We start from the raw sequence: 25674 nt of genomic DNA, 5'->3' as shown, positions 1-25674 counted from the left end.
GATTGTCGTCATCATCACCCCCTTCATCTTCTCGACCTGCGAATCCCTCTTTCGAACCGATCGCGATCGTTGGACGTGCCTGCGTGCTGCCGGGCGCGCTGAATCCCAAAGAACTCTGGGAACTGGTTCTGGCGGGGAAGGACGTTCTCGGTCCGGTGCCGGCCGGTCGGTGGGGGATTGCGACCGAACGAGTGCTCGCGGCTGGGTCCTCCACGGTCGATCGCACCTCCACCGATCGCGGTGGCTATGTGAAGGGGTTCGAGCAGTGCTTTGATCCGACCGGGTTCGCGATCGAAGCAGAAGATGTGACGAGCCTGGATCCACTCTTTCAGTGGGTGCTCCACACTGCGCGCGAAGCATTGCGAGATGCGGGGCACGCAGCGAGTGGCACGCGAGTTGGCGCCATCTTCGGCAACTTGTCCTTTCCTTCCGCGTCGATGTCGCGCTACGCCGAATCGATCTGGAGAGCCGACTCAGACCTTTCGGCGACCGAGCCACGACCCGATCCGCGCAATCGATTTACTTCGGGGTTGCCGGCGCTGATTCTCGAACGCGCGCTCGAGCTCAAAGCCGGCGCCTTTGCCCTCGACGCCGCCTGCGCGAGTTCGCTCTATGCGATCAAGTATGCGTGTGACTGGCTCCACGACGATCGGGCCGATGTCATGCTCGCGGGTGCAGTCAATTGTGCGGACGATCTCTTCATCCACGTCGGGTTCTCGGCGCTCTCGGCGCTCAGCAAGAGCGGGCGGAGCCGCCCCTTCCATCGCGAAGCCGACGGCTTGATGCCGGCCGAGGGAGCGGCGTTCGTTGCGCTGCGACGGCTAGCAGATGCGCGTCGCGACGGAGATGAGATCCTGGGTGTGATCCGCGGGGTGGGGCTCTCGAACGACGGCCGCGGTCAGGGCGCATTGGTTCCCGCGCGAGAAGGCCAGGTGCGCGCCATTCGCGCGGCCTACGAAGTGAGCGGCGTGTCGCCCCGGGATATTTCGCTGCTCGAGTGCCACGCAACCGGTACCGCGATCGGCGATGCAACGGAAATCGAAAGCCTCGGCGATGTTTTCGGAACCCTGCCGGAGCCTGTCGGGATCGGCTCGCTCAAATCGAACATGGGACATCTCATCACCGCGGCAGGTGTCGCCGGTCTGATCAAAGTACTGGAGGGCATGCGCGCCTCCGTTCGTCCGCCGACACTTCACGCCGACGACCCGATCGATGCGATCGACGGATCCTCTTTTCGCATTCTCGAAAAAGCGGAACCCTGGCAAGTGCCCGGCTTTGTATCGGACGGGGTGAGGCGCGCCGGGATCTCGGCCTTCGGCTTTGGTGGCAACAACGCACACTTGATTGTCGAACAATTTGATCCAGAGCGATCCATTGCCAACGCCGTTCCGGCGGATCCTCAGTTGGCAAAATTTGTGGTCGGCGACAAGCTCGTGCCCGTCGCGATTGTGGGCGTTGGGGTCGTGGCGTCTGGTTGTCCCGATCGCGCTGCCTTCAGCGATGCTTTGCTCGGGGGAGCGAGTTGTGTGAAGCCCGACGCGAGTGGAAAACTCGAGGGGCGCATCGAGGTCTTCGATGTCGATATCGCGGCGCTCGGAATCCCGCCCAACGATCTGCGACAGACACTTCCACAGCAGCTTCTGATGTTGGACGCCGGATGCCAGGCGGCGGCCGAAGTCGCTGCTCTGCCCAGGGAGCGAACCGGCGTCTATGTCGGCATGGGGACCGATCCGGAGGTCGCGCGTTACGGCGCACGCTGGCGACTCGCAGAGTGGGCCGTGGCTTTGGGGATCGACCTGGAGAGTCAAGCCGAAGAGGATTGGTTGGGAAACGCGCGCGATGGCGTGGTCGATGTGCTCGAATCCGCCGGGGTCATCGGCAGCATGCCGAACATCGTGGCGAACCGGCTCAACCGTCAACTGGACCTCGCCGGACCGAGCTGCACGATCTCGTTGGAAGAACGCTCCGGACTCGAAGCGCTAAGGGTTGCGCTGCGTGCTCTGCGCGAGCACGAACTCGATGCCGCGCTGGTCGGAGCGGTAGACATGTCGTGCGAGCCTGTTCATGTCGCGGCCGCTCGCGAGTGTCTGTCTTCGGGATCGGGATGCGAGATTCCCGGAGATGCCGCAGTCGCATTGGTGATCAAGCGTCTCGAAGATGCTGAGCGCGACGGCGATCGGATCTACGCTGTAATCGACGGAGACAGAGAAGTAACGACCGACGACCGGGTACTGAACTTTGGTCCCCAGAGCGAAATCGGATCTCTCGACGATCGTTGGGGACACGCGCACGCGGCCTCGGGACTTTTGCATCTGACCGCCGCGGCCCTGTCTCTTCATCACCGCAGACGCCCGGATGGCAGGCCTTGGCTTTCGTCCGGTAGGAGAACCGCGCGCCTGGCCGTTGCGGCGATGAGCGGCGCAGAGGGCGTTGAGTCGATTTGGAGTCTCGCGGAACACGTTGAATCGCCGCCTCGTTCTGAGCGCAGCTCGATGATGTTACATATTTACGAAGGTCGCGACGCAAGTAGCGTGTTGGCGGCGCTTGACGAGGGGAGAACCTCGACACCTGCAAGCGATTCTTCGAGCACGGCATTGCCCGCGCGATTGGTTCTGGTCGCGGGGGACGACGAGACGCTAAAGCAAAGGATCCAGCGGGCGCGCGCACATATTATCGATGGTGCTCCGCCGGGCGAGGGCGTTCACTATCGCGCCGAGCCGGTCCGCGGTGATCTCGCATTCGTCTTTACCTCCGCCGGTTCGGCATACCACGGCATGGGCGAAGAACTGCTGGCGGCGTTGCCCGAGTTGGGCGATCGGCTCGGACGTCGCTTCGACGGACTCGCGGAGGCAATGAGCTGGGTGTTCGAGGGGAAAGACGCCGCGGCCACAAACGATCAACGGCTCTGGGGTGCTTCGTGTCTCAGCCAGATGCACGCGGAGTTGACCCGGGGTCTGCTCGAAATTGAACCCGATGCGGCGATTGGATACTCGTCGGGAGAGAGCAACTCACTCTTTGCGCTCGGGGCCTGGACCGACATGGACGCGATGCGCCGGGAGATCGACGAGAGCGGGCTCTACACCAACGAACTGGCCGGTCCCTTCGATGCGATCGCTCGGGTGTGGGGGGCTGCAGACGGGCAACTCGAAGAAGTTCGTTGGGCCGTGTGGGGACTCCTGGCACCGGTCGCCCGGGTGCGCGAGTGGATTGCCAGCGAGGAGCGTCTCCACCTCGCAATCATCCACACCAAAAATGATTGCGTGATCGCAGGTGACGCCGATGCATGTCAGCGGATCGTTCAACGGGTAAGCGAAGAACTTGGAAACGGGCGCTGCCACAAGCTCGACTACAACATGGCCGCGCACGTCCCCGAAGTCGACGAGTTCCGCGATGCGTGGCTCGATATTCATCGACGCGAAGTCACCCCGGTCCCCGGCGTGCGGTTTTATTCCGGCGGCAGCGACGCGGCCTACACCCCCGAAACCGAGGCCTGCACCCAGACGATCATGAACCAGGCTCATCGCACCCTCGACTTTTCGCAGGTCATCGAACGCGCGTGGGCGGATGGTGTGCGGGTTTTTATCGAGCACGGCCCGATGAGCGCGTGCTCGGGTTGGATTCGCGACTTGTTGGGCGAGCGAAACCAGCAGGCGGTCGTGGTCGCCCTCGACCGAAAGGGACGGGGAATCGAGACCATCTTCGAGGCGATCGCAGCGTTGATCGCCGCCGGCGTTCCGGTGGATCCTTCGCGGTTGCTGGAGCGGCTGAACCCGGTAGTGCGCGACACGTCGCCACAACTCTCTGCAACAGATCAGCAACGCAAGACACCGCACCTGCGACTACCCGGACATCGAGAAGCTGTCCGTTTTCCGACCCGGAGCAAACATTCCGATGGAGTAGAGATCATGCAGCCTGCGCCGGCACTTCCCTCGATCATGGATGAGGACTGGGTCGTGCCCGCCGCGATCCAAACCGAGATACCGCTACCCATCGAGGTTCCCGCGGCGGCGGCCATCAGTGCCCCCACTGGCTCCGCCGGTCCCGCGGTGGATGTCTGGCAACAGCATGTGGAACAGTTGTCCCGGGTTCATCAGCAATTCGTCAGCCAACAGGCACAAATGCATCAACGCTTTCTTGCGTTGCGCCAGAACCTGCGGCCGACCGCCGAAGTATTGAGCACCGGTGGAACCGTTCTGGCCCCGGTTGTTCAACCGATCGTTTCCGCGCCCGCGCCCATCGTGCAGACTAAAGTCACCGCGCCCAGCTCGCATCCCAGACCTGCGGTCGTGGCTGCACCCAAGCCAGTAACCAAGCCAGTACCCAGCAAGCTAGATGAGCCCGACCCAGTGTCGAACCAGGTTATCCAGCATCCGATTGGCCCCACCCTCGATCGTGCTCAAGTCGAGATTCACGCATCGGGTCGCATCTCCGAGATTTACGGTCCGATGTTCGAACAGCAAGACGGCTTCGCGCGCCAGGTACGAATGCCCGAGCCTCCGCTTTTGCTGGCAGATCGTGTTACGGGAATCGACGCCAAGCCGGGTGAGCACGGTGCCGGGATCATGTGGACCGAGACCGACGTGCTCGACGATTCCTGGTATCTCAATCGAGGACGCATGCCCGCCGGCATCATGATCGAGTCCGGGCAGGCGGACCTGATGTTGATCTCGTACATGGGTGCCGACTTCCTCAATCAGGGGGAGCGGGTGTATCGGCTGCTCGGTTGTGAACTCACCTACGAAGGTGATCTTCCGCAGCCGGGTGACACCCTCTGCTATGAGATCCACGTTGATGGTCACGCGCGGCAAGACGACATTCGGTTGTTCTTCTTTCACTACCAATGCCTGATCGATGGGGTGCCGCGGATCAGCATCAAGGGTGGGCAAGCGGGTTTCTTCAGCGATGAAGAACTCGCCAACTCCGAGGGAATCTTGTGGTCTGCCGAAGAGGCCGAGCCGACGAAGAATCCCCGGCTCGACCCACCCGCGGTTGCGTGTACGCAATCGAGTTTTGATCGCGCTCAGCTTCGGGCGTTTGCCGAAGGCCGGACATGGGAGTGCTTTGGAGACGGCTTCGAACACAGTCGCACGCACACCGAAAGCCCGGCGATCCAGAGCGGCAAGATGCTCTTTCTCGACGAGGTGAGTGAATTCGATCCGACGGGTGGGCCATGGGGGCGTGGCTACCTGCGCGCCGAAGCCCCGGTGCATCCGGACGACTGGTTCTTCGACGGACATTTCAAGAACGATCCCTGCATGCCGGGAACCCTGATGTTCGAAGGCTGCCTGCAGGCGATGTCGTTCTATCTCGCCGCGCTGGGCTTCACCCTCGAGCGAGACTCCTGGCGCTTCCAACCGGTGATCGGAGAGTCGATCCAGATGCGTTGCCGCGGTCAGGTGACGCCGCAATCAAAGCACGTCGTCTACGAAGTATTCGTCGAAGAAGTGATCGACGGCCCGGTTCCCACCCTCTACGCCGACTTGCTCTGTACCGTGGACGGACGCAAGGCATTTCACGCCCGGCGCACGGGCCTTTCGCTGGTTCCCGACTGGCCGCTTTCGAATCGCAAAGAGCTGCTGGCCAGCCTCGTTGAATCGAAACCAGTCGCCAGTGTCCCGACAAAAGACGGCGGGCGTTTTGCCTTTGATCAAAAATCGATGCTCGCGTGTGCCTGGGGCAAGCCTTCCGACGCGTTTGGGCCGATGTATACGCGCTTCGATGCACCGGGTCGCGTGCCGCGACTCCCGGGTCCACCGTACTTGTTCGTATCTCGCGCCACGAAGATCAGCGGAGAAATCGGGGCGATGGAGGTCGGCTCGACCGTCGAGATCGAATACGACATACCGCCCGACGCCTGGTATCTGAATGAAAACGGTGCTCGAACGCTGCCGTACTGCGTGATCCTCGAGGCCGCCCTGCAACCCTGCGGCTGGCTCGCGAGCTATATCGGTTCGGCCCTCACCGTCGACGACGAAGTCTGCTTTCGCAACCTGGACGGTACCGCCACACTCGAGGCCGAATTATTTGAAGATGCCGGTACCCTGCGGACTGCGGTCACCCTCAAGAACATCTCCAAGGCCGCCGGTATGATCGTCGTGAGCTTCGACGTCGAGTGTTTCCTGTCGGGAGAGCAGGGCGAGCGGCGTGTCTATGTCATGGACACCGTGTTCGGCTTCTTCCCCCCCGAGGCGCTGTCGCTCGAAAATCAAATCGGTCAGCCCACCAGCGACGAGCAACGCGCACTTCTGAGTGAGGCGAGTGACTTCAATCTCGACCTCACGGGTGAACCCGATCGCTACTTCGCCGGTAGTCTCAGGTTGGGCGGCGCAAGACTGCGCACCCTCGATCGGGTGACGGGCTATTGGCCCGAAGGCGGTGCCGAGAGCCTCGGCCGGGTGCGAGCGGAGCGGAGCATCGACGCGGAGGACTGGTACTTCAAGGCGCACTTCTTTCAGGATCCGGTGCAGCCGGGGTCGCTCGGGATCGAGGCCATGATCCAGACCTTGCAGTTTTTCATGTTGGAGAGCGGTATGGGCGAAGGCATCGACGCGCCCCGGTTCGAGCCCATCGCGCTGGGTCGGCCGATGACCTGGAAGTACCGCGGACAGGTGGTGCCGCTGAACAACACGGTTCAAGTCACGTTGGATGTGACCGAAGTCGGACGAGACGAGAACGGCCCGTTCGCGATTGCAAGCGCATCACTGTGGTGCGACGGCATTCGAATCTATTCAGCCGATGGAATGGGAATGCGCATCGTCTCGGGAGCGCCGCCATCCCGCGGTCGCAAATCCAAAAGTTCCGAGGTGATTCTCGACCCCGCGGTCGATCTCTGGCTTGCCGACCACTGTCCGACCTGGAATCGTCCGGCCCTGCCGATGATGTGTATTGCAGATCAACTGGCCTGCGCGGTTCCGGGACAGGTCGTTGCACTGCACGACGTTCAGCTCAAGGGTTGGGTGGACTTCGATGGCCCGCGGCGTTTGTGGACCGAAGTCGAACCACGATCTGCCAACTCATACTTCGTGCAACTCTACGCGGACTCGGGAGATGCACTCGATTCGAGCGAAGGAATCGAGGTCGCGTCGGCAAGAGTCGAAACGGGAGATCGAAAGCCTGCACCCCCGGCGCTGAACGCCGAAGAGGGAAGGGAGATTTCTGATCCCTACCTTTCCGGAAACTTGTTCCACGGACCTGCCTTCCAGTTGATGAAGCGCGGCGAGATCACCGATCACGGCGCCTCACTGGTCCTGGATGCCAGCGCGGGAAGTGTGCCGATCGGTTTGTTGCACCCTGCGCTTCTCGATGCGGCACTGCACGGTATCCCCCACGATCAACTGCACCTGTGGGCGCCGGAGATTGCGAAGGACAAGGTCGCCTATCCGGCCCGGATTACTGCACTCACCCTGTACGGCGAAATTCCCAACCGGGGAGAGGTCCGGTGTGAGATCCGCTTTGACGGCTATCTCGCAAAACCAGATTTGCCCCGCTTTAAAATTCAATTAATCGGCGACCAGGGCGTCTTCGCAGAACTCTCGCTCGTGGAAGCTTGTTTTCCAAAGGGTGCATTGGGGTCCGCTACTCCGCTGGATCGTCGCAGCTTCCTTCGCGATCGTGAATTCGTCGAGGGGGTGTCGCTTTCCCGACGCAGAAATGGCGAGACGCGACTCTGCGAAGCCGAAGTCCTGGCCAGCGATTGGATGCCCGGGACCATCGAGGGGATCTATCGCAGTAAAGACGTAGAGACGATCGCCATCAAGGAGCATCTCGCTCTGCGCGAACGATTGCATCCGGGGGATCTGCCCGATGCGTTGCCCCTGAACAGGCTCGCGATCGAAGTCTATCGGGACGGTCAGGATTTTGTGGTGCGGGACGAGACGGGCTTCGATCGAAACAGCCGGTCGCTTGCGCTCGAACGGCTGCACCGTTTCTGGAACCCGTTGCTGGGAATCGATTCTCAATGGTTGGGACAGGATCTTTGGGAGGGCTTGATCCAGCGCTACGTGGGTCGGGTCGTAGTCGAAGACCCCGACGCATTTGCATCGCTCGGGGGCAGGGGCGCAATATTCGTTGGCAATCATCAGGTGCAGATCGAGTCGTTGCTCGTCACCAACATGCTCTCGGCCCTCACCGGAACTCAAGTCGTCACGATGGCGAACGCGAAACACGAACAGGGCTGGATCGGTTGGATCCTGAAAATGCTTGCGACGTATCCAGGTGCCCGAGATCCGAAGTCGATTCTCTACTTCGATCAATCGAAGCCGGATTCGATGTTCGAAATTCTCGCGAATCTAAAGCCCGATCTCGCCGCCGGTCGCCGCGCGTTCTTCGTGCATCCCCAGGGCACTCGAAGCCAGAGTTGTCGGGAACCCGTGACGAAGATCAGTTCGCTGTTTCTCGATCTCGCACTCGAACTCGAGATTCCCATCGTGCCCATCCGCATTTCGGGCGGCCTGTCGGTACAGCCGGCTGTGGGCAAACTCGAATTTCCGATCGCTCACGGTGCGCAGGACTACACGATCGGCGCGCCGATTTCCCCCAAAGAACTCGGCAGCTTCGCCTACGGAGAACGCGGTCGACGTGTGCTCGCAGCGATGAACGCGCTCGGCCCCCCGCTCAAACACGAGAAGCCGAACGCCGGAGATCGAGCCTTTTCCGCGCGGGTCAATAAGTGGCAGAAGGAAACGGGTGCGTCAGAAATTGAAGCCACCTTCTTTCGGATCCTGCAAGAGGCTCCGCTCGCGGGGTCCGAAACACTTCAATTGATCGAGGGCGCGCGCCACAGGTTGCTGCGGCTCGGCAGTGATCCGGTGTCCGTCTGGCTCGGCTCTCTCGCAGCGAAGCTCTACGGGCCACAAGGGCCCAAGGTCGAGGTCGGGGCCTAGTAGCCTGGCTCTCCGGAGCTAAGTATAGAAAAGGATGTGAGTAGCCGGCCCATGCGCTCTTGGGGCTGTTACTCTCCCGCGCCATGCCCGTAATCGACTGCCAAAATTTGCTGAAGAGTTATGCCGGCCGCACAATTCTCGCGGGCGTCACGTTGACAATTCGCCGGGGAGAACGCGTCGGTCTGGTCGGGGACAGCGGGTGCGGCAAGAGCACCTTGGGCCGGATCATCGCCGGCGTAGAAGCGCACGATGGCGGTAAGATTTCTCGTCGGCGCGGGGCCCGGGTCGCTGTTCTCGAGCAAGAGCCGAAACTTCCGGAAGGCCAGAGTGTGCGAGATGTCGTGCTCGGCAGTCTCGTCGAATGGAGTGCGGCCAAGCGGCGACACGACGAACTCACGTCAGCGCTGTCCGCTGCGAGCAGCATGGAGATGGACGACCTGGTTCACCGGCAATCGATCGCCGGGGAAGAGGTGGAACGGCTCGGCGGTTGGGAGCGAATGCACGAAGCCGAGGCGATCGTCGACCACCTCGGGATCACGGACCCCGAACGCCTGGTCGAAACACTCTCAGGTGGCGAGTGCAGGCGCGTCGCGTTGGCAAGCCTGCTCGTCGGCGAACCCGATCTGGCGATTCTGGATGAACCGACAAATCACCTCGATGTCGCCACGATCGAATGGCTCGAGGACCACCTCCGCGAACGCTTCCGCGGCGCGCTTCTCTTGATCACCCATGACCGCTATGTCCTGGACAACGTCGCAACGCGGACGCTCGAACTTCACGAAGGTGAACTCCATAGCTACGAAGGTGGCTATATCAAATATCTCGAGGGAAAGTCCGAACGCCAGGCCCACGCCCAACGGGTCGAACGCAATCGCCAGAATTTTCTGCGCCGCGAAATCGAATGGCTGCGCCGAGGGCCGAAAGCGCGGGGCACAAAACAAAAGGCACGCATCGGACGCGCGCTGAATGCCCTGGCAGAAGACGCGCCAACCCAGGAGAGGACCGCAGACCTGCGGGCTGAAACGACGCGTCAGGGCAAGACGATCCTCCACCTCGAAAACTTGACTCTCGAACGCGACGGTCGAGTCCTGATTGACGCTCTCAATCTCGACCTCAGCAACGGCGATCGCATCGGGATCGTCGGGGCAAACGGAATTGGCAAGACGAGTCTCTTGCTCTGCGTGCAGGGAGAACTTGCTCCGCTTCACGGTAGCTATCAACTCGGGACCACGACGCGGATCGGTTATCTCGACCAGGCGCGCGCCAACCTGAACGATGAAGAAACCCTACGCGACGCCGTCGTGGGAAACCGCGAGTACATTGAGCTGGGCGGAGAGCGAATGCGCGTCGGCTCGTATCTGGAGCGGTTTCTCTTCGACGGCGCCGCCCAGCGCAAGAAGGTGGGCGTTCTTTCCGGAGGTGAGCGCTCACGGGTTTGTCTGGCAAAGCTTTTGTGCGAGAAGACCAACCTGCTGCTGCTCGACGAACCGACGAACGATCTCGATGTATCAACCCTCGGAGCGCTCGAAGCCATGCTGCTCGAGTACGGAGGGAGCGCACTGATCGTCAGTCACGATCGCTGGTTTCTCGATCGGGTCGCGACATCGATCCTGGCCTTCGAAGCAAACGGCAAGGTTGATCTCCACCGCGGCAACTACTCTGACTACCGCGAGAAGCGCGACAGAGAAGAAAAGCGAGACATGGCACAGCGACGCTCTATCGCGGCCGACAAGCGGCGCGAACCCGAGCGCAAGGCAAAGACCGACTCATCGGTGGTCAAGAAGCTGACGTTCAAGGAAAACAAAGAACTCGACGGGCTCTTCGAGCGCATCGAAGCGGCCGAAGCGGAAGCCGACGCGATCACGGAACGCCTCGCTGATCCCACGACTTACCAGGGCGGGGATGTCGATGTGGCGGAGCTGAGCGAACAGCTCGAGCGCGCGCGCCAGCTCGCGGGGGAGTTGGTCGCCCGCTGGGAAGAGCTCGAAGCGCGCAGAGAAGCGACCTCGACCTAGTAGTGGGGTGGGGGTGGTTCCTCGCCGCCCTCGATGCCGCTGTCGGAAGGGTTGTCGAAGAGTTCTCGCAGGCGTTTGACCTTCAGGTTGAGCTGATCGATTTGATTCTGCTGTTGGGTCACGACGTCGTTCAGCTCTTCGATCGTACGATCCTGATAGAGGACTTTATTCTCGAGAACCTGGAATCGTTCGTCGATTGGTTTCGCGATGGATTCAGAATTGTCTCGCTCGCTCATTGTTTCCTCACTCTCATTTCTCTTTCGATCTTTCGTAAATTGTAATTCCGAATCCAGCGCCTTTCTCAAAAGGCTTGGGGCCAATGCGCTGCACCAAATTGTAGTTGAACAAGACCCATCGATAGAGTCTGCGACCGTAGTCTCGGCCAAAAAACTCGTAGCCATAGAGCCGCGTGTTCTTGTGCATGAAGACGACGTAGTCCGGGGGGCTGCTCTTGAATGCCTCGATGATTTCAGTCTCTCCATAGAGCAGCATCTCGGGTGGCATGAAATTGATGTAGGGTGTCGGGTTCACGCGCCGGGTGAGATAGTTGAGCATGACGCCCTCGGGCAGCACGGCCACACTGGCCCCGGGCTCGGCCTTGGCCAGTTCATCGAGCGCCCGCTCGACGTAGCGCGCTCGCGTGTCGGAGCGCATCTGGTCTGGAGTTCGACCGATGGTATGAGGTCGATCCGCGAACCTCTCTTGAGTTCGCGTCGCAATGCCGATCGCAATCCACGCGACCGCAGCCGCGACGCCCAGGCGAAAGACCCATTGCGATCCAGAAAATCGCTCCACCAACGCGGAGCCCGAGTTGATGAGCATGACAATGAAGACGAGTGCCGACGGCACGACCAGCGCAAAGCCGTAGTGATTGAACTGAGTATTGAGTGCCATCTTGAGTTGGAGAACCAGACAGAAGGCCAGCACCACCACCTGCGACACGTTCAAGCGGGAAACCTCGACGCCCCGCTGTTTCTGGCGCACGAGTTTGACCATCAGTCCCAGCAACATCAACGGAACCAATATGGCAAGCGGGCGGGGAGCCTGGAGGGCGAAGGCCGGTTCGGCGGGGAAGGCGAAGACCAGCGCTGCGAAGGCCACGACGGAGAGAGGGGCCCACGTCTTAAGGACCTTGCCCCGGACCGCGAGCGAGAGGCCGATCAGTGCTGCAATGAAGATCCCGTATCGGATCAACCACTCGGCGATCAATCCCAGGCTCCGGGAAACATTCAAGGTCCCCATCACCCATCGGTAGTAAGGCAGCGAAGTTACACTCGAATTCGTCACCGATTGCCAGGGTTCGACGATTCCCGAAAGCGCTGTGGCCGGTCCCGCAATGATCGACAACAACGCAGAAAAACCGATCAGCAGCAGCGCGAAAGAGAGCGACAGCGCCCGAATGACTTCGAGGGCTTCGGAGCGTGTTCGATTCCGTGTCCAATGCTCCAGCGCAAAGCCGATGAACAGCGCCACGGCGAAGGCCGCGAAGACCTCCGCCTTGGTCAGGAACACGAGCGCAGCAAGCGCCCCGGTCTGCAGTGCAACCCGCCTTCGATCGACACCCTGTGTCAGTCCCGCCAGGCACGCGAGGCCGAGCAACGAGAGTGCAAGGCCGTGGGTCAGTTCATGGGAGTAGGGGGTGAGGTAGTTGTAGTTTCCAATCGAGAGAGATTGGCCAAATGCGATCGCGCCCGTGAAGAAGATCCCGGCGACACTGGCCGAAAAGCGATCGGAGATTGTCGCCAGGATTCGGTAGAACAATCCGGCAATTGCGATCGTGATCGATAGATTTACGATCTTGAGCGTCGACAGCCCGATGCCGAAAACGGAAAACCACAGGGCGTTCCAATACGACGAAAGCGGGCCGTTGAAGTAGGCGATGTCTGAATACAGCCGATCGCCTTCGCTGATTCTCCAGGGCACGTAGAGTTCGCGACCGAAATCCACCTGGATGTCGGGGCCCATGGGCCAGGCTTGCGCGAATGCACACGCGCCGACGACCGCCATCAAGACGGGACCCGCATAGCGAGCCGCCGCGACCGCACCGGTGCCGTGAAGCGTTGCAACACGCGGCTCTCCCGATGCTTGGAAATCGTGGCGGTTCGACATCTCCTGGACTTCCCCCATTGTTTCTAGTTCCGTTGTCGCTTGTTCAGCATCGCAATCGCGAAATTGGCCGCGGTCCGGACCCGTTCGCGAGAATCGGTTTCCAGGATGGATCGCAGCAGGGGCAGCGATTCGGGTTGACCCAGATCCTGCAGGGCTCGGATCGCTGCGACCGATAGCGCCGTATGTTCGACACGGGACGCCTTTTCGAGATCAGCACGCGCACTCGGGTCGCCACGTAGCCCCAAGGACAGTGCGGCCATCTCGTTTTGTGGACTCGTTCCGCTGCGCAAGGATGCGCGCAACAGTTCCAGGCTCGCAGGACTCCGAAACTTCGCGAGTACCCGTGCCGATCGGATTCGCACCCGAACATCCTGTGAGGCCAGGCCCTCGGCGAGGGCAATCTCGTTCTCCCGCCTTTCGGCCATCCACCGCTCGTAGCCTTCGTCGAGTTTCTGCCGACGCCTCTCGAGACGACCACCGTTCGATTCCGCAAGTGCTTCGCTCCGGAGGGCGGCGCGCGCGGCTTCGAGCTTCAGCACGACCTCGTCACTGCGAAGCAGCGCTGTCTCGGCTTCGTTGCGGACTTGCACAACTCGGTCGGCGAAGGCTCGGATCAGTGCGCTCGAAGCGCCAAAGGAGCCGCCGAGCGCTTTCGCCGCATCTCTTCTATCTACGGGTGTCGACTCTTGCAAGGTGAAGATCAGGAGCTGGTCTGCTCGTGGATCGTGCGATTCGCCCAGCCCGATGATGGCCGCCTGGCGCACACCTCTCACCGGGTCGACGAGTGCGTGCCGAATCGACGCCAGTGCTTCGTCGTCCTTGTAGTTCGCAAGGGCACTCGCCGCCGACGCGCGCAGACTCGCGACGTCATTGGAGGCTGTACGGAGCAAGTTGGTTAGTGCCGCGCGGTCGCGAAGGATCGCCAGCACGCTCGCTGCGGTTGCTTCGACATCGACGCACGCTCGTTGCTTGCTGATCGGTGAATAGTATTTCTGTGCATAGTAGGCGCGTTTCAAAATGCCAGTGGAGGGCACTCGTGACTCTTCGGACAGCTTGTCGCGCAGGAACTCGCGTATCATTCGGACGTTGATGCGCGCCTCCTTCCCGCCCTTGACGAGGTAGCGCGAGCGCGCGACGAGGCCACACTCCACGAACTCATCGGGATCTTTGCTGCCGACGGTGAAAGCCGAATACACCGCCTCTTCGCTGCCCAACAGGGTGAGCCCATCGAGTGCCGCCAATCGCACCCGCGGATCGCTGTCGCTCGCCAGCATGCGAGCGAGTGCTGTCTCTGCGGCCCGGACGTCTTTGGCGTCGAAGTGCAGATCCTCTTGTCCCACCAGATCCCCAATCGTGCCCGCTACGATGCTGCGCAGATCCGGGTTTGGGTCGTGGAGTGTCTCGAGAAGGACCGGCAGCGCCTCGACTCTTCGAACCCGTAGAAGCGCCATCGCAGCTTCTTTGCGGTGGGGAGAGTCGGTGTCGCGCAGGGCGATGCCGAGGGCCTCTGCAGCGCTCGGCAGCTCGATCCAACTCAACTCTCGAATTGCAGCGAGGTGCGGTTTGGCGTTGCGGCGAGAGACGAGATGAGAAAGAGAGCGGAACAGTGCGTTGCGTTCGCTCCAATCCATGGGCTGCCGGAGGACTTCGCGAAGTTCGGCTACGCGGACGCGCGCTGATTGAATTCCTGAGTTGGTGCCCGGTCGCACCGCGACAGTAGAGACTTCGGAGGAAGCGGCGCCTGCGAGACCGAAGTAGAACCCTATGGCTGCGAGGACGTGAGCCCCGCGCCAGACTCTTAAATCCTGGTATTTGGACCGCAGCCCGAGGTGACCGTTGGTTCCAACTGCTTCGCTATCGACTGACATGGACGTATCCTATAATTTCCGCGTGCCCAAGAATCTTGGCGTTGCAATTCTGCTTGTCGTCGCGAGTCTCGCCTTCCAATCCTGCTTCATTACCCTCGATGCCTTCGTGTCCGACGAGGGAATCGTCCTGGTGGCGGCCGACGACGTAGCCCACGGCCGCCTTCTCTACCGGGACATCAGTGTCCCACTCACTCCGGCAGTATACTTGCTTCAAGGTCTTGCGTTCAAGATTTTCGGCAGCAGTCTGCTGGTCTCGCGCGCGTTGGTTGCGATTGTCTACGCGAGTTCCGTCGTCGCAGTATTCGCCCTGGCACTGTGTTTTGTACCTCGTCGCAAGGCCGCGATCGCGGGCTCGCTCGCGATTCCACTGCAGGTCTGGATGTGGCCGCACGCGCAGTACTTCAGTTACAACACGCTGGCGATCCTGCTCTGCCTGGTCGCACTCCGCGCTGCGTGGTCGATCGAGCGTGGGCCCCATCGCATCCGAAGTGCACTCGTCTTTGGAGCAGTGCTGGCCGCCGCGCTTTGGGTCAAGCCAAACCTGCCCGTGGCGATCGGCGCCGGCGTCCTCTTGTACTGGTTGACGGGATGGTTGCGCAGCGCAATCGGGCTTCCCTGCGCGCGCGATCGCGGTTTCGCGGATCTACTCGGAGAAGGCCTTGCAACCTTGGCAGGGATCGCCCTCGCCAGTCTTCCGATGGTCGTCTACCTGGCGATCAACGGAATCTTCGACGACTTCATTCGCAGCGTAACCCTGATTGCTGGAATTTACGGAGACTCCCCGGTCGGACTCTTTCCGAGTCTGTTCCCGCTCACTGAACAAATCGACGCGGTGCGGATGAGCCAGGATCTGGTGGTACCCGGAATGCTTGCGAACGGAACCGACGGTCTGGCGGCCAGCCACGCGTATCAGTACTTGATCGCCTACACGGGCTGGATCGATCTCGCTGTGCGGGTCGTCTACTACCTGCCAGTGGCACTCTACCCCGCGACTGCGGCAACCCTTGGGCACGGGCTGTGGCGGCGCTCCTGGTCCCAGCGAGACGAAGCCGCACTGTTCACTTTCTTCGGCGCCGTGCTGCTGTATCTGACCATCATCTCTTTTCCGGCAGTGCACTACATGACTCCGACCTTGTTGCCGCTCGTGGCCCTGACGGTCTTCGTCTATTCTCGTTTCGAGCCGAGCACCGCACCGGCGCTCAAACGTATTCACAAGACTCTCGGCTTTGCCGCCGTGGGCGCGTTCTTGGCGGCATCGTTTGCGGCGCTGTTCGTTTATCTGGGGATTCCCCGTGCGCCGGTTCACACTCCTCGAGGCACGTTCTGGGTAGGGCTCTCTACCGCGCGCCTCTGGAACGAGATTCTCGACTACACGGAGTCAGCGCTGTCGGAGGAGGACCAGATCTTTGCTGTGCCTTACTTCCCGCTGTTCTACTTCATGAGCGAAAGAGATCACCCCACGCGCTACGTAGCCCTGGGCCCGGGACTTCCCGGCATGGAGGCGGAGGACGAGATCATCGGCTATCTGGAACACAACGGCGTCGACTTCGTCCTCAGCGCCACCGGGGTGGAGTATCCGGGACTCGAGGGGTTCGAAAGCTCCTATCCGCGACTGCACCACTACCTGACGACACGCTTCGCTTTGGATCGGAGATTTGAGGGGCGCTACCGGACATACGCCAAGGTACTGCGACGCGTAGATTGACGGGAAGCTGTACTGCCGCGCACCCGTTGGCGCTCGTCTTTCAGGGCTCAGTTGATTTTAGGTCGATTCGAGGCCGACTCGCAGAGAGAAATCGCTGCGCAGGATGCGCGCGGGATCCACCTCGCGGCGCATCTCCTGAAACCGATGCACCGCGTCTTCGCCAAAGCTTCTCGAGAAGTCTTCCGGGCGCATCACCGAATCCTTCGCGGGATAGAACTTGCCCCCTGCTTCGAGAACGATCTCGGACAACTCCCCGCAGAGTGCAAAGAGCGCCACACGGTTGGAACGGGACACCGGGAAATCCATCGCCAATGAGTACCCGTCGAGGGCGTGGGAGAGCAGGAACTCATCCGGTCGGTATCGCTTGAGAACGCCGAGATAGCTGACCAGGCCGGCGCGCTGGGTTCTGCGGAGAATCTCTTCGAGGACCGGGAGGGCGTGCTCTTTGGGAATGAACGGCTGGTATTGAATGAAGCCGCCGGGGCGGTACGCATCGCGAAAGGTCGGGACATAGTCGAGCAAGAACTGGAATGCCACGTGCGCCTGATGGTATGGGCGCTTCGTGCCGAGCTTGGAAGCCATGTACTTCGCCCAGTTCGCCAAATGCATGCCCGGGTTGCTTTGAACCATGCCGAGCACGGTTCCCACCAGACCGAGGGGGACACCCATGATCGTCTTGGGAAGAGCCTGGTCGCTCGGATTCAACCCGAGTGCGTCCGGCCCTTCGTCGAGGTAGTTGGCGACATGAATCTGCCCCCTCCCCAGTTCTGAACCGCCGCCAATGCAGTCCACCCAGCCGATGATGTAATCGCTCTGGTCGACGTGTTCTTCGAAGAACGCCAGTTGCTCGCGCAGGTTGGCGGCGGGGTGCTGTTGTACGCGAAGGCTGCCGGACTTGACGCGCTTCGTGCGGAGTTTGATGCGGGTGAATGTGCCGAGCATTCCGAAGCCCGAAACCGCAGCACGAAACAATTCTTTGTTCTCGTCTGGCGCGATTCGGATCAACTCACCAGCTGGTGTCAGCAGATCGGCATCGACAATCGCGTCGCCGAACCCGCCTTGCTGGCAGTGGTTCTTTCCGTGGATGTTCATCGCCGCACAGCCGCCGAGGGTCGGAAACATCGTTCCGGGAACCACTGCCGGCCAGTAGCCGTGGGGCAGGATGGATTTCCACAGGCTCTCGATCGTAAAGCCCGGCTCTGTCTCTGCGATCCCGTCCTCTGGGTCGAAGTCGAGCAGGCGATTCATGCGCCGCATGTCGACGATCAGGCCACCGGCGTTCATTGCCGCGTCGCCGTAGGATCTTCCGGCACCTCGGTGATGAACCGGAATGTTTTCTTCGCTCGCCCGGGTATAGATTTCCCTCAACTCATCGACGGACTCTGGCGCGGCGAACACCGACTCGGAGCGAGTCGTGTAGCCAAAGCCTTCGAATACGCGTCGAGGCAATCTGCGCAGGGAGCCCGGCATCAAATATTGGTTCTCCGAAACACGACCGAAGGTACGAGTCGAATGATCGACATGATCGCCCACCAAACACCGGGGATGTACGTTGTCATTGGGCGTCCCCGATCCACAGCCGCCAAGATTCCAGCTACACAGCGATCTACCGGAATCATCAGGGGTAGGGCGGTTCCCCTGGTCATATCGGTCGCTACTGGCCCTGGCTTGACGGTAACGACATGAACGCCGTAGCGGCTCATTCGGTTGCGCAGTGCCTCGAGATACGTGGTGAGTCCGGCCTTCGCCGCGGTGTAGACCGGATTGCCCCGTCGACCGCGATCTCCAGCAACACTGGAAATACCCACGAGGGTGCCTGCCCCACGCGATTCCATGTGCGCCGCCGCCAGGTTGAGCCATGCGATCGCACCCGTCAGATTGACATCGACGATGTTGCGATCCTTGCGTGTGTTGTACTCACCTTCTTCGATTTCCGGCATCACTCCCGCGGAGTAGATGACGAGGTCGACCGATCCGCCGAGCGCCTTGACCAGTTCGTCGAACGCGATGGGCGCGTCATCGAGATTGAGCACATCGTGTTCGCGCACGATGACGGAGCTTTTGCCGTCCTGGCACGAATCGGCGAGAGCCTGAAGAGAGTTCTTGCGCCTCGCGACTGCGGCGACCCGGGTTCCCCGGGAGACCAACGCCGCTACCAAGCCAGCGCCAATGCCCGACGATGCGCCCACGATAATTGCAGTTCGAATATTCATGACTTCCTCGAGTCCCGGCTGTGAGTTCGCTTCGCGATCGCTCACCGTAGCGCCGACCATGAGGCGGCGCTCGCCAAGAGTGCTGGGTCGCAGAGGGCAGTCAGATCGTTTAGGCGATCTAAACCGATCGGGCGGAAGAATCAGGCATCGCCGACGATGCTCGAGAGCGTGGGGCCAATCCTGTCGGCGACCGGTTCCACCACCTTGGCGTCAAAGCCGTACGCATTGAGCGCATTTTTTCCGAGAATCGCGCGGATCTCATCCTCGGGGTACTCGCTGAATGTGTTTCGCAGGTACTCCCTGGTGTTGGGCCAGGTCCCCTCCATGTGCGGATAGTCCGAACCCCACATGATCCGGTCGAGACCGATCTTGTGTCGCTGCTCGCCCTCGTGCTTGGGCATAAAGGACGCACCGATGTAGCACTGGCTCTGGAAAAATTCGGTCGGGGTCTTGGACAGCTTTGCACTGAAATGGCTGAAGAAGGGGAGGTTCGCCTTGAACTCCAGCACGCGAAGTCGTTCCAAGATCCAGGCGGTGCCGGTTTCCGTCAGAATCAAATTCAGACCCGGGTGGCGCTCGAAAGCACCGGACCACAACAGGGCGGTGAACGAACGCTGCGCCCACATATCGACCTCGCTGATGTACATCGCTGTGGCGCTCTCGGCGTCACCGTAATCGGGTGACCAGCCGGAGTGCGCCTGGACCGGCATGCCGAGTTCTTCGCAGACTGCCCACAGCGGTTCGTAGCGCGGGTCGTGGTAGAACGGATAGTCGCCGGTGCTCGTCGGAAGCAAGACTCCCCCGAACAAACCCATCTCATGTGCGTCGCGCACTTCTTGGCAAGTTACGTTGATGTCGTCGACATTGATTAGTGCGACACCGGCGTGTCGCCCGGGGTGGGTGTTACAAAAGTCCGCGAGCCAGCGGTTGTAGGCCCGGATGCCCGCCAAGTTGTTCTCGGGGTCCACTGGGTGGCGGTACTGCAGGAGGCCCGCACCGAACGGCGCCATCTGGGGAAAGATCACCTCTGCCGCAATGCCATCATCCTCGAGTTCCTTGGTTCGAACTTGCGCATCCCACTCGCCGGCACGAGGCGAAAACGGGCTGGCCCCGTCGTTCAGCAGGGCCATCAGTACCGAATCCTCGGGCGCCCCCTTCGTTTCCATCAAGGCTTGGAATTGCCCAGCGCCCCCGGCTTTTTCGGCGTAGTCGTCTACGGCTTCCTGGTCGAAGAAGGTCCCCGTCCGCGCGATCATTTCCTTCACGTAGGACAGCCACCAGACTTCGGCCGCTTTGTGGTACTTGGATGGCAGGTATTCGTTGTAGGTCGCGGGTAGCGCGCCAGCGTGACAGTCGGAACTGATGATGAGTATGTTTGACATCGAGAAAATCTCCAGGCTTGTCCTGGCGCCGCTCCGCCTGCCCAAAGCAGAGCAAAGCACTCGAGTGGAACCAAGGCAACTCGCTTTCGTCCCCTCTTCGCCAAATTTCGCTCTGAGGGTCTTTGGGGGCCGAGAACACAGTCTGGGAGGTGCTTGCCGGGGTCGTTAACGTCTTGTGGTCACGGCTGTGCAATATGGGGTGCGCGCGAAGGAGAATATGGATGAGGGAGTTGGCTCGAAGGGTCGCAGTCGTCACGGGCGGTGGAAGCGGAATTGGACGCGGAATCTCACTCGGACTCGCGGCCGAAGAAATGACGGTCGCGGTCGCGGATGTTCGCGTTGAAAGTGCTGAAGTGGTTGCCGCTGAGATTGTTGAGGGTGGAGGTCGGGCTTTCGCCGTGCAAGTGGACGTGACTTCCGTGGAATCCCTGGCGACGGCTGCGAAGCAGGTCGCAGCCGAGGCCGGGGGCGTCAACCTTCTCTGTGCAAATGCCGGCGTGATGGCGCGGATCGGAACGCTCGACGAGCACACGATCGAAGACTGGGAGTACACCCTCTCGGTCAACGTGCTCGGAGTCGTAAAGACCGTCAAGGCCTTTTTGCCGCTGCTGCGCGCCAGCGCACCGGATGCGCATATTGTGAACACGGCCTCCCTCGGTGGGCTGATGGCAACCGAGGGTTTTCCCATCGGTGCGTATGTCGCGAGCAAATACGCATGTGTGGGCTACAGCGAGATGCTGCGCCTCGAACTGGCGGGCGAAGGCATCGGGGTGTCTGTGTTGTGCCCGGGTGTCGTCGAGTCGGATCTCATGACCACCTCCATTCAGAACCGACCCGAAGGTTTCGGCGAACAAGTGGCGCCAGTTTTGGAATCCGGCGAAGCGCCGAACGTCGCTCCACTCCCGGACATTACCGCTATGCCCGCCGAAGCCGTTGGCCCGATCGTCGTGAATGCGGTGCGGGAGAATCGTCTCCATGTTCTGACGCATCGAGGATCTCGACCGTTCGTTGAGATGCGATTCCGCGCGATATTCGATGATTTCGACTTCGCAGAAAAATCGAAGGCGACGTGGTAGCCTCGCACCCGCGGAGCATCGAGAGCGTCGCGAAAGGACGTGAAGGGGCGCAAGAGAACGCGAACGAACGCGAAAGACGTGCCCGATCAGAAGCGCGAGATCAGCTCCTGCGACGGAGCTTTGGTTTGACCATTTCGTAGACGGCGGTCGCGAGCGGCAGCCTCTTTGCCTTGGCGAGGCTCTTTAGCGCCTGCAACTCCTTGTCGGAAAGCATGACAGCGATCCGATTGCGCCGCGAATCTGGAGATGGCCCCGTACCCGAGCCCACCGGGCGTCCTGCACCAGCGCGGCGGCCACCCCAACTTGATTTTGATGCAGCATTCTTGCCTGTTTTTCGGCCGGGCCTGGTGGAAGCTTTGGCTCCTCTCTTCGCGGTTCCCTTCGCTCCACTCGCTTTGCGTGTCCTTCGTGTTGCCATGGTGCTCCCCTCTTCGATATGTACAGCTTGAATTGTAATTGGTCTGCCATCGAGACCGCAAGCGTTCTAGCCCCTGCAATGTGTTTTGATTTGCGTCGCACTCACCTGGTGGACCATCAAGTTGTACGTGTTGTCGTTGATTTCGACTGTGAGTCAGTTTTTGAGAAATTCGCCGTTACAGCGTTCCCCGTCCCATCACCACAGGACGTCCTACAGCGAGACGATTTCGATTGAGGGCCTGTAGTCTGGTGTAGTCGTGCTAGAGGCAGCCAATTGGGGCGAAGACCGGCTCATTTTTGGTCTGTGGCAGCGAGAATGAAGATTCCCGCACAAGTATTAGTATCGTTGTGCAGGTTGAAATACTCGGTGTAATTCGACCTCAAATTTCCCCGCCCGTAGCTGTTTTCCTTCTTGATTCTCGAAGGAACGCGACCGTGGGCTCCACTTCCCGGAGGTTCCATTGGCCGATCATTCTTCACTTCGCGTGGCCATCATCGGGGCTGGCCCCGCCGGTCTTGCAGCGGGCCATGAGCTTCTGGCCCAGGGCTTCAGCGATTTCACGATCTTCGAAAAATCGGACGCCGTTGGCGGAACTTGGCATCTCCACACGTATCCGGGGCTGGCCTGCGACGTCTGGGCTCATGTCTACACTTTCTCCTATGAGCCCAATAGCGATTGGAGCGCGAACTTTGTCGGGCAGCCCGAGATCGAGGCCTATCTCCAGCGATGCGCAACGAAGTTCGGGCTCGATCCCCATATCCGGTTGAACACACGCATTGTCCAGGCGATTTATCGGGGCGATGGGATCTGGCAGCTGACGAGTGAATCGGGAGAGAGCTTCGAGTTCGACGTCGTCATCAATGCGATGGGGAATCAGCACACGCCGCTCTACCCAGACGTCAAGGGAATGGAATCCTTTGAGGGGCATAGCTGGCACGCGACCGAGTGGAATCACGATGTCGACCTTTCCGGCAAGCACATAGCGATTGTGGGCTCTGCCGCCAGCGCAGTGCAGATCGTGCCCGAGATCGCCAAGATTGCAGGTCAGGTTACGGTGCTCCAGCGAACGCCCAACTGGATCATGCCGAGAGGGCGCAAGTTTTACTCGGAGCGCAAGCGCGCGTGGTTTCGCCACATGCCCGCGCTGATCCGGCTTACCCAGTATGTCCAAAGATTCATGATGAGCTTTGTCCACCAGGCGGCCACCCTCGGACACAAACGCATGGAGCAATTTGAAAACGTCGGGCGGAAATCCATCAATAATACGATCTCGGACCCCGAACTTCGTGAAGCCCTTACCCCGGACAGCCGTTTCGCCTGCAAGCGCCCACTCATCTCGGACGATTTCTATCCCGCGCTCACCCTCAACCACGTGGAACTCATTCCGGAAGGTCTGCAGGAGGTCCGACCCCATTCGATTCTCATTGCAGGTGGACGCGAAGTTGAAGTCGACGTGATCGTCTATTGCACGGGCTATCGGATCCTGGATTTCGATCGCATCGAGGTGAGGGGTGATCAGGGACAGGCGCTGGCCGACGCGATGGGTGACGAGCCCGAAGCACACAAGGGCATCGCGGCTCCGGGCTTTCCAAACTACTTCTTCGCCGCCGGTCCAAACGGACTGGTTCTTCAGGTTCCCTATTTCGTCACGATCGAGAGGAATATCGCGACGATCGTGCGTCTCTTGAAGGAGAAGCAGCGTGTCGACGCCCGTTCCATGGTCGTACTCGATGAGTCCCATCGCGAATACAACGACTGGTTGCTGACACAGTTCGCGCTCTACTCCTGGGGTGCGTCGTCCTGTAACAGCTACTACCAGCTGCCCAATGGTCGCGCACCGTTCCTGTTCCCGGGCGACTTCAAGACCTATGAAGATCTGCACGCCCAATGCGGGCTGCACGAGTTCGAGCTGGGCTGAACTCGCAGATCTAGAGCACGCCAGCTCCAGAGCAAATCATGTTGGGGGGTGCGGCGGTGTCAATCGCGGGTGGGGTCGCACCAGCGCTCAATGATGCTGTGGAGTTCTACTTGATAGAACGGCTTGGCCAGGTAATCGTTCATGCCCACGGCCAGGCAGCGCTCGCGGTCTCCGTCGAGCGCGTTCGCCGTCAGCGCGATGATCGGTGTCGGTCGGGCTAAAGAATTCGCATCGGTTCTACTCCGAATCAGTCGGGTGGCTTCGAAGCCATCCATCTGCGGCATCTGGCAATCCATGAGGATGAGGTCGTGATGCGACTGCGCGGAGACGCGCACGGCTTCGATGCCATTGGATACCACCGTCACCGTACACCCGAACTCCTCGAGCATCGCGACCGCCAGCTCCTGGTTGACCACGTTGTCTTCGGCCAGCAGGATGTGAGCGTCGAGCAGTCCGGTGCCCTCTTCATCTTTGCTCAACTCGTCCCTTGGAAGCATCGCCGGGTCGAGGTCGAGCGGCTGGTCGAGTGCGTTTGCCGGTATCGCTTCGCAGGGATGAAAATTTGCGGTGAACCAGAAAGATGAACCCAGGCCCAATGTGCTTTCGACCCCGATCTCACCACCCATGAGCTGGGCCAGATCGCTAGAGATAGCGAGGCCAAGACCCGTTCCACCGAACTGGCGGGTCGTCGAGGCATCGGCCTGGGCGAACGGGACAAAGAGCATTTCCTGGATCTCGGGTGCGATCCCAGTTCCGCTGTCCTCTACGATGAACCGCAGGGTCTGGATCTCACTGTCGCGCGGGACGCGCGTCACCCGGACGACGACATGACCGTGCTCGGTGAATTTCACGGCATTGCCCACCAGGTTCGTCAGGATCTGGCGCAGGCGAATCGGATCTCCGCGCAACTTGCTCTCGAAGCCCTCGTCGATCTGGCATGTCAGCTCCAGACCCTTTTCATTGGCGCGCACCGACAGCAGTTCAAGAACATCTCTGACGATCCGGCGCACATCGAAATCCGTGTTGTCGAGTTCGAGTTTACCCGCTTCGATTTTTGAGAAGTCGAGGATGTCATTGATGATGGTAAGCAGAGACTCGGCCGACCCAGCGACAGACTGAGCGTAGTGCCGCTGCCGATCGGTAAGATCTGTCCTGAGAAGAAGCTCTGTCATGCCCACGACCCCATTCATCGGGGTGCGAATTTCATGGCTCATGTTCGCCAGGAACTGGCTCTTGGAGCGAGCGCTTTCCTCGGCACTTCGTCGTGCCGCGTCAAGACTCTCGAACAGGGCGCCCATCTGCCGCCGCCCGAACGCCAACAAGGCTGCAACGATCACCGCAACGATGCTGCTCGGAGCGGTGGCGATCAGGACCAACTTGCCAAACTGCGATCCAGATTGATCCGCAAGCATCGAAGATCTGTCCGCGAGAGAATCCACCCTGATCTTGAGCAGATTGGCGCGAACGAGCGCATCGCGGTGGAGTTCCAAACGCTTTTCATCGGACTCCCGTCGACTTCCAGCCAACGCTGCAACGACGGCCGCTCTAAAGGCTGTAATTTCGGCTTCGACCTTGCTGAGGATCGAAGCTTGGGAGATCGAAGACCGGCGATCGTCGCTAAATGTGCTTTCGGCTCTAGAAAACTCGAACTCCAGATCCTCACTTTGCGCCAGGACTTCAGCCGTCGTAGCCGTGTCTTCCAACACGTTCATGCTGAGGAGATCGGTCGTGATGTCGGCGAGCAGAGAATGAACTCTCCGCCATGCGTCTGAGTTGACGTCGAGCGCCCGAGTGTTCGAGAATTCGACCTGGAGCCAAGCGACCGAAACAATACTGGCGCATGCGAGAATGGCTCCTGCGAGAACGGAGCGAAGCAGGAGCCGACTCGATGCCTGGTGGGCTCGAGAGTATGAATCGGGTGATTTGACCTTGCCACCGAAGTCAGGTCTGCCCGCTCCCCATCTGGCAAAAGCTGCGCGGAGCGGGCTCAACTCTTCGCGCATGGTTCTCCTCACCGATAATGCTGAAGTCTCTGTCGGCGCATCGTCTCTCGCACTTGATCTCCCACGGAACTTCTCTCAGGGAAAC

Annotated in this window: 12 protein-coding genes; 5 read left to right on the top strand and 7 right to left on the bottom strand. The window is 60.5% G+C overall.

Going from position 1 to position 25674, the window contains the following annotated elements; translation table 11 throughout:
- The first annotated feature begins 2 nt into the window (after window positions 1–2).
- Window positions 3–8882: a polyketide synthase dehydratase domain-containing protein gene (locus tag IH881_02425; GenBank protein MCH7866523.1), complete on the top strand. Its 8880-nt coding sequence runs from the start codon at window positions 3–5 to the stop codon at window positions 8880–8882.
- 83 nt (window positions 8883–8965) lie between these two features.
- Entirely contained in the window at window positions 8966–10897 is a 1932-nt protein-coding gene (locus IH881_02420; protein ID MCH7866522.1) for an ABC-F family ATP-binding cassette domain-containing protein, read from the top strand.
- Here the strand turns inward: IH881_02420 and IH881_02415 are convergent.
- The 3 genes from IH881_02415 to IH881_02405 are packed head-to-tail and all read right to left on the bottom strand — an operon-like array spanning window position 10894 to window position 14874.
- Window positions 10894–11133 carry a SlyX family protein gene (locus IH881_02415; GenBank protein ID MCH7866521.1) on the bottom strand — a complete coding sequence of 80 codons (240 nt, stop codon included), beginning with the start codon at window positions 11131–11133 and terminating at the stop codon, window positions 10894–10896. The two genes, IH881_02420 and IH881_02415, sit on opposite strands and share 4 nt — an antisense overlap.
- Window positions 11134–11146: 13 nt before the next feature.
- Window positions 11147–13006 carry a hypothetical protein gene (locus IH881_02410; protein ID MCH7866520.1) on the bottom strand — a complete coding sequence of 620 codons (1860 nt, stop codon included), beginning with the start codon at window positions 13004–13006 and terminating at the stop codon, window positions 11147–11149.
- A 23-nt stretch (window positions 13007–13029) separates the two neighbouring features.
- On the bottom strand, window positions 13030–14874 hold the full coding sequence (locus IH881_02405) for a HEAT repeat domain-containing protein (protein ID MCH7866519.1): 1845 nt from the start codon (window positions 14872–14874) through the stop codon (window positions 13030–13032).
- Between IH881_02405 and IH881_02400 the strand changes: the two genes are divergently transcribed.
- Window positions 14873–16579, top strand: a complete 1707-nt coding sequence (locus IH881_02400) for a hypothetical protein (protein MCH7866518.1) — start codon at window positions 14873–14875, stop codon at window positions 16577–16579. The two genes, IH881_02405 and IH881_02400, sit on opposite strands and share 2 nt — an antisense overlap.
- A 57-nt stretch (window positions 16580–16636) precedes the next feature.
- Here the strand turns inward: IH881_02400 and IH881_02395 are convergent, their stop codons facing one another.
- The 3 genes from IH881_02395 to IH881_02385 form a co-directional block, all read right to left on the bottom strand.
- Complete coding sequence (locus IH881_02395) at window positions 16637–18049, bottom strand: FAD-binding oxidoreductase (protein MCH7866517.1); 1413 nt, start codon at window positions 18047–18049, stop codon at window positions 16637–16639.
- The gene (locus IH881_02390) at window positions 18049–18852 is read right to left on the bottom strand and encodes an SDR family NAD(P)-dependent oxidoreductase (protein MCH7866516.1); all 804 of its coding nucleotides are present in this window, start codon (window positions 18850–18852) and stop codon (window positions 18049–18051) included. The genes IH881_02395 and IH881_02390 overlap by 1 nt, the downstream gene beginning before the upstream one ends.
- Window positions 18853–18932: 80 nt before the next feature.
- Window positions 18933–20174, bottom strand: a complete 1242-nt coding sequence (locus IH881_02385; GenBank protein MCH7866515.1) for an amidohydrolase — start codon at window positions 20172–20174, stop codon at window positions 18933–18935.
- Window positions 20175–20395: 221 nt separating this feature from the next.
- Here IH881_02385 and IH881_02380 point away from each other — a divergent pair, with 221 nt between their 5' ends.
- Window positions 20396–21250, top strand: coding sequence for an SDR family NAD(P)-dependent oxidoreductase (locus IH881_02380; protein ID MCH7866514.1), 855 nt, complete (start codon window positions 20396–20398; stop codon window positions 21248–21250).
- Window positions 21251–22128: 878 nt separating this feature from the next.
- Window positions 22129–23586 carry an NAD(P)/FAD-dependent oxidoreductase gene (locus tag IH881_02375; GenBank protein ID MCH7866513.1) on the top strand — a complete coding sequence of 486 codons (1458 nt, stop codon included), beginning with the start codon at window positions 22129–22131 and terminating at the stop codon, window positions 23584–23586.
- Window positions 23587–23645: 59 nt separating this feature from the next.
- Here the strand turns inward: IH881_02375 and IH881_02370 are convergent, their stop codons facing one another.
- Window positions 23646–25589 carry a response regulator gene (locus IH881_02370; GenBank protein MCH7866512.1) on the bottom strand — a complete coding sequence of 648 codons (1944 nt, stop codon included), beginning with the start codon at window positions 25587–25589 and terminating at the stop codon, window positions 23646–23648.
- Between the last annotated feature and the right edge of the window lie 85 nt (window positions 25590–25674).

The organism is Myxococcales bacterium (genome assembly GCA_022563535.1).
GTDB lineage: Bacteria > Myxococcota_A > UBA9160 > UBA9160 > UBA4427 > DUBZ01.
Note: the sequence above shows the minus strand (reverse complement) of the source record. Positions and strands in the feature narration are given on the sequence as shown.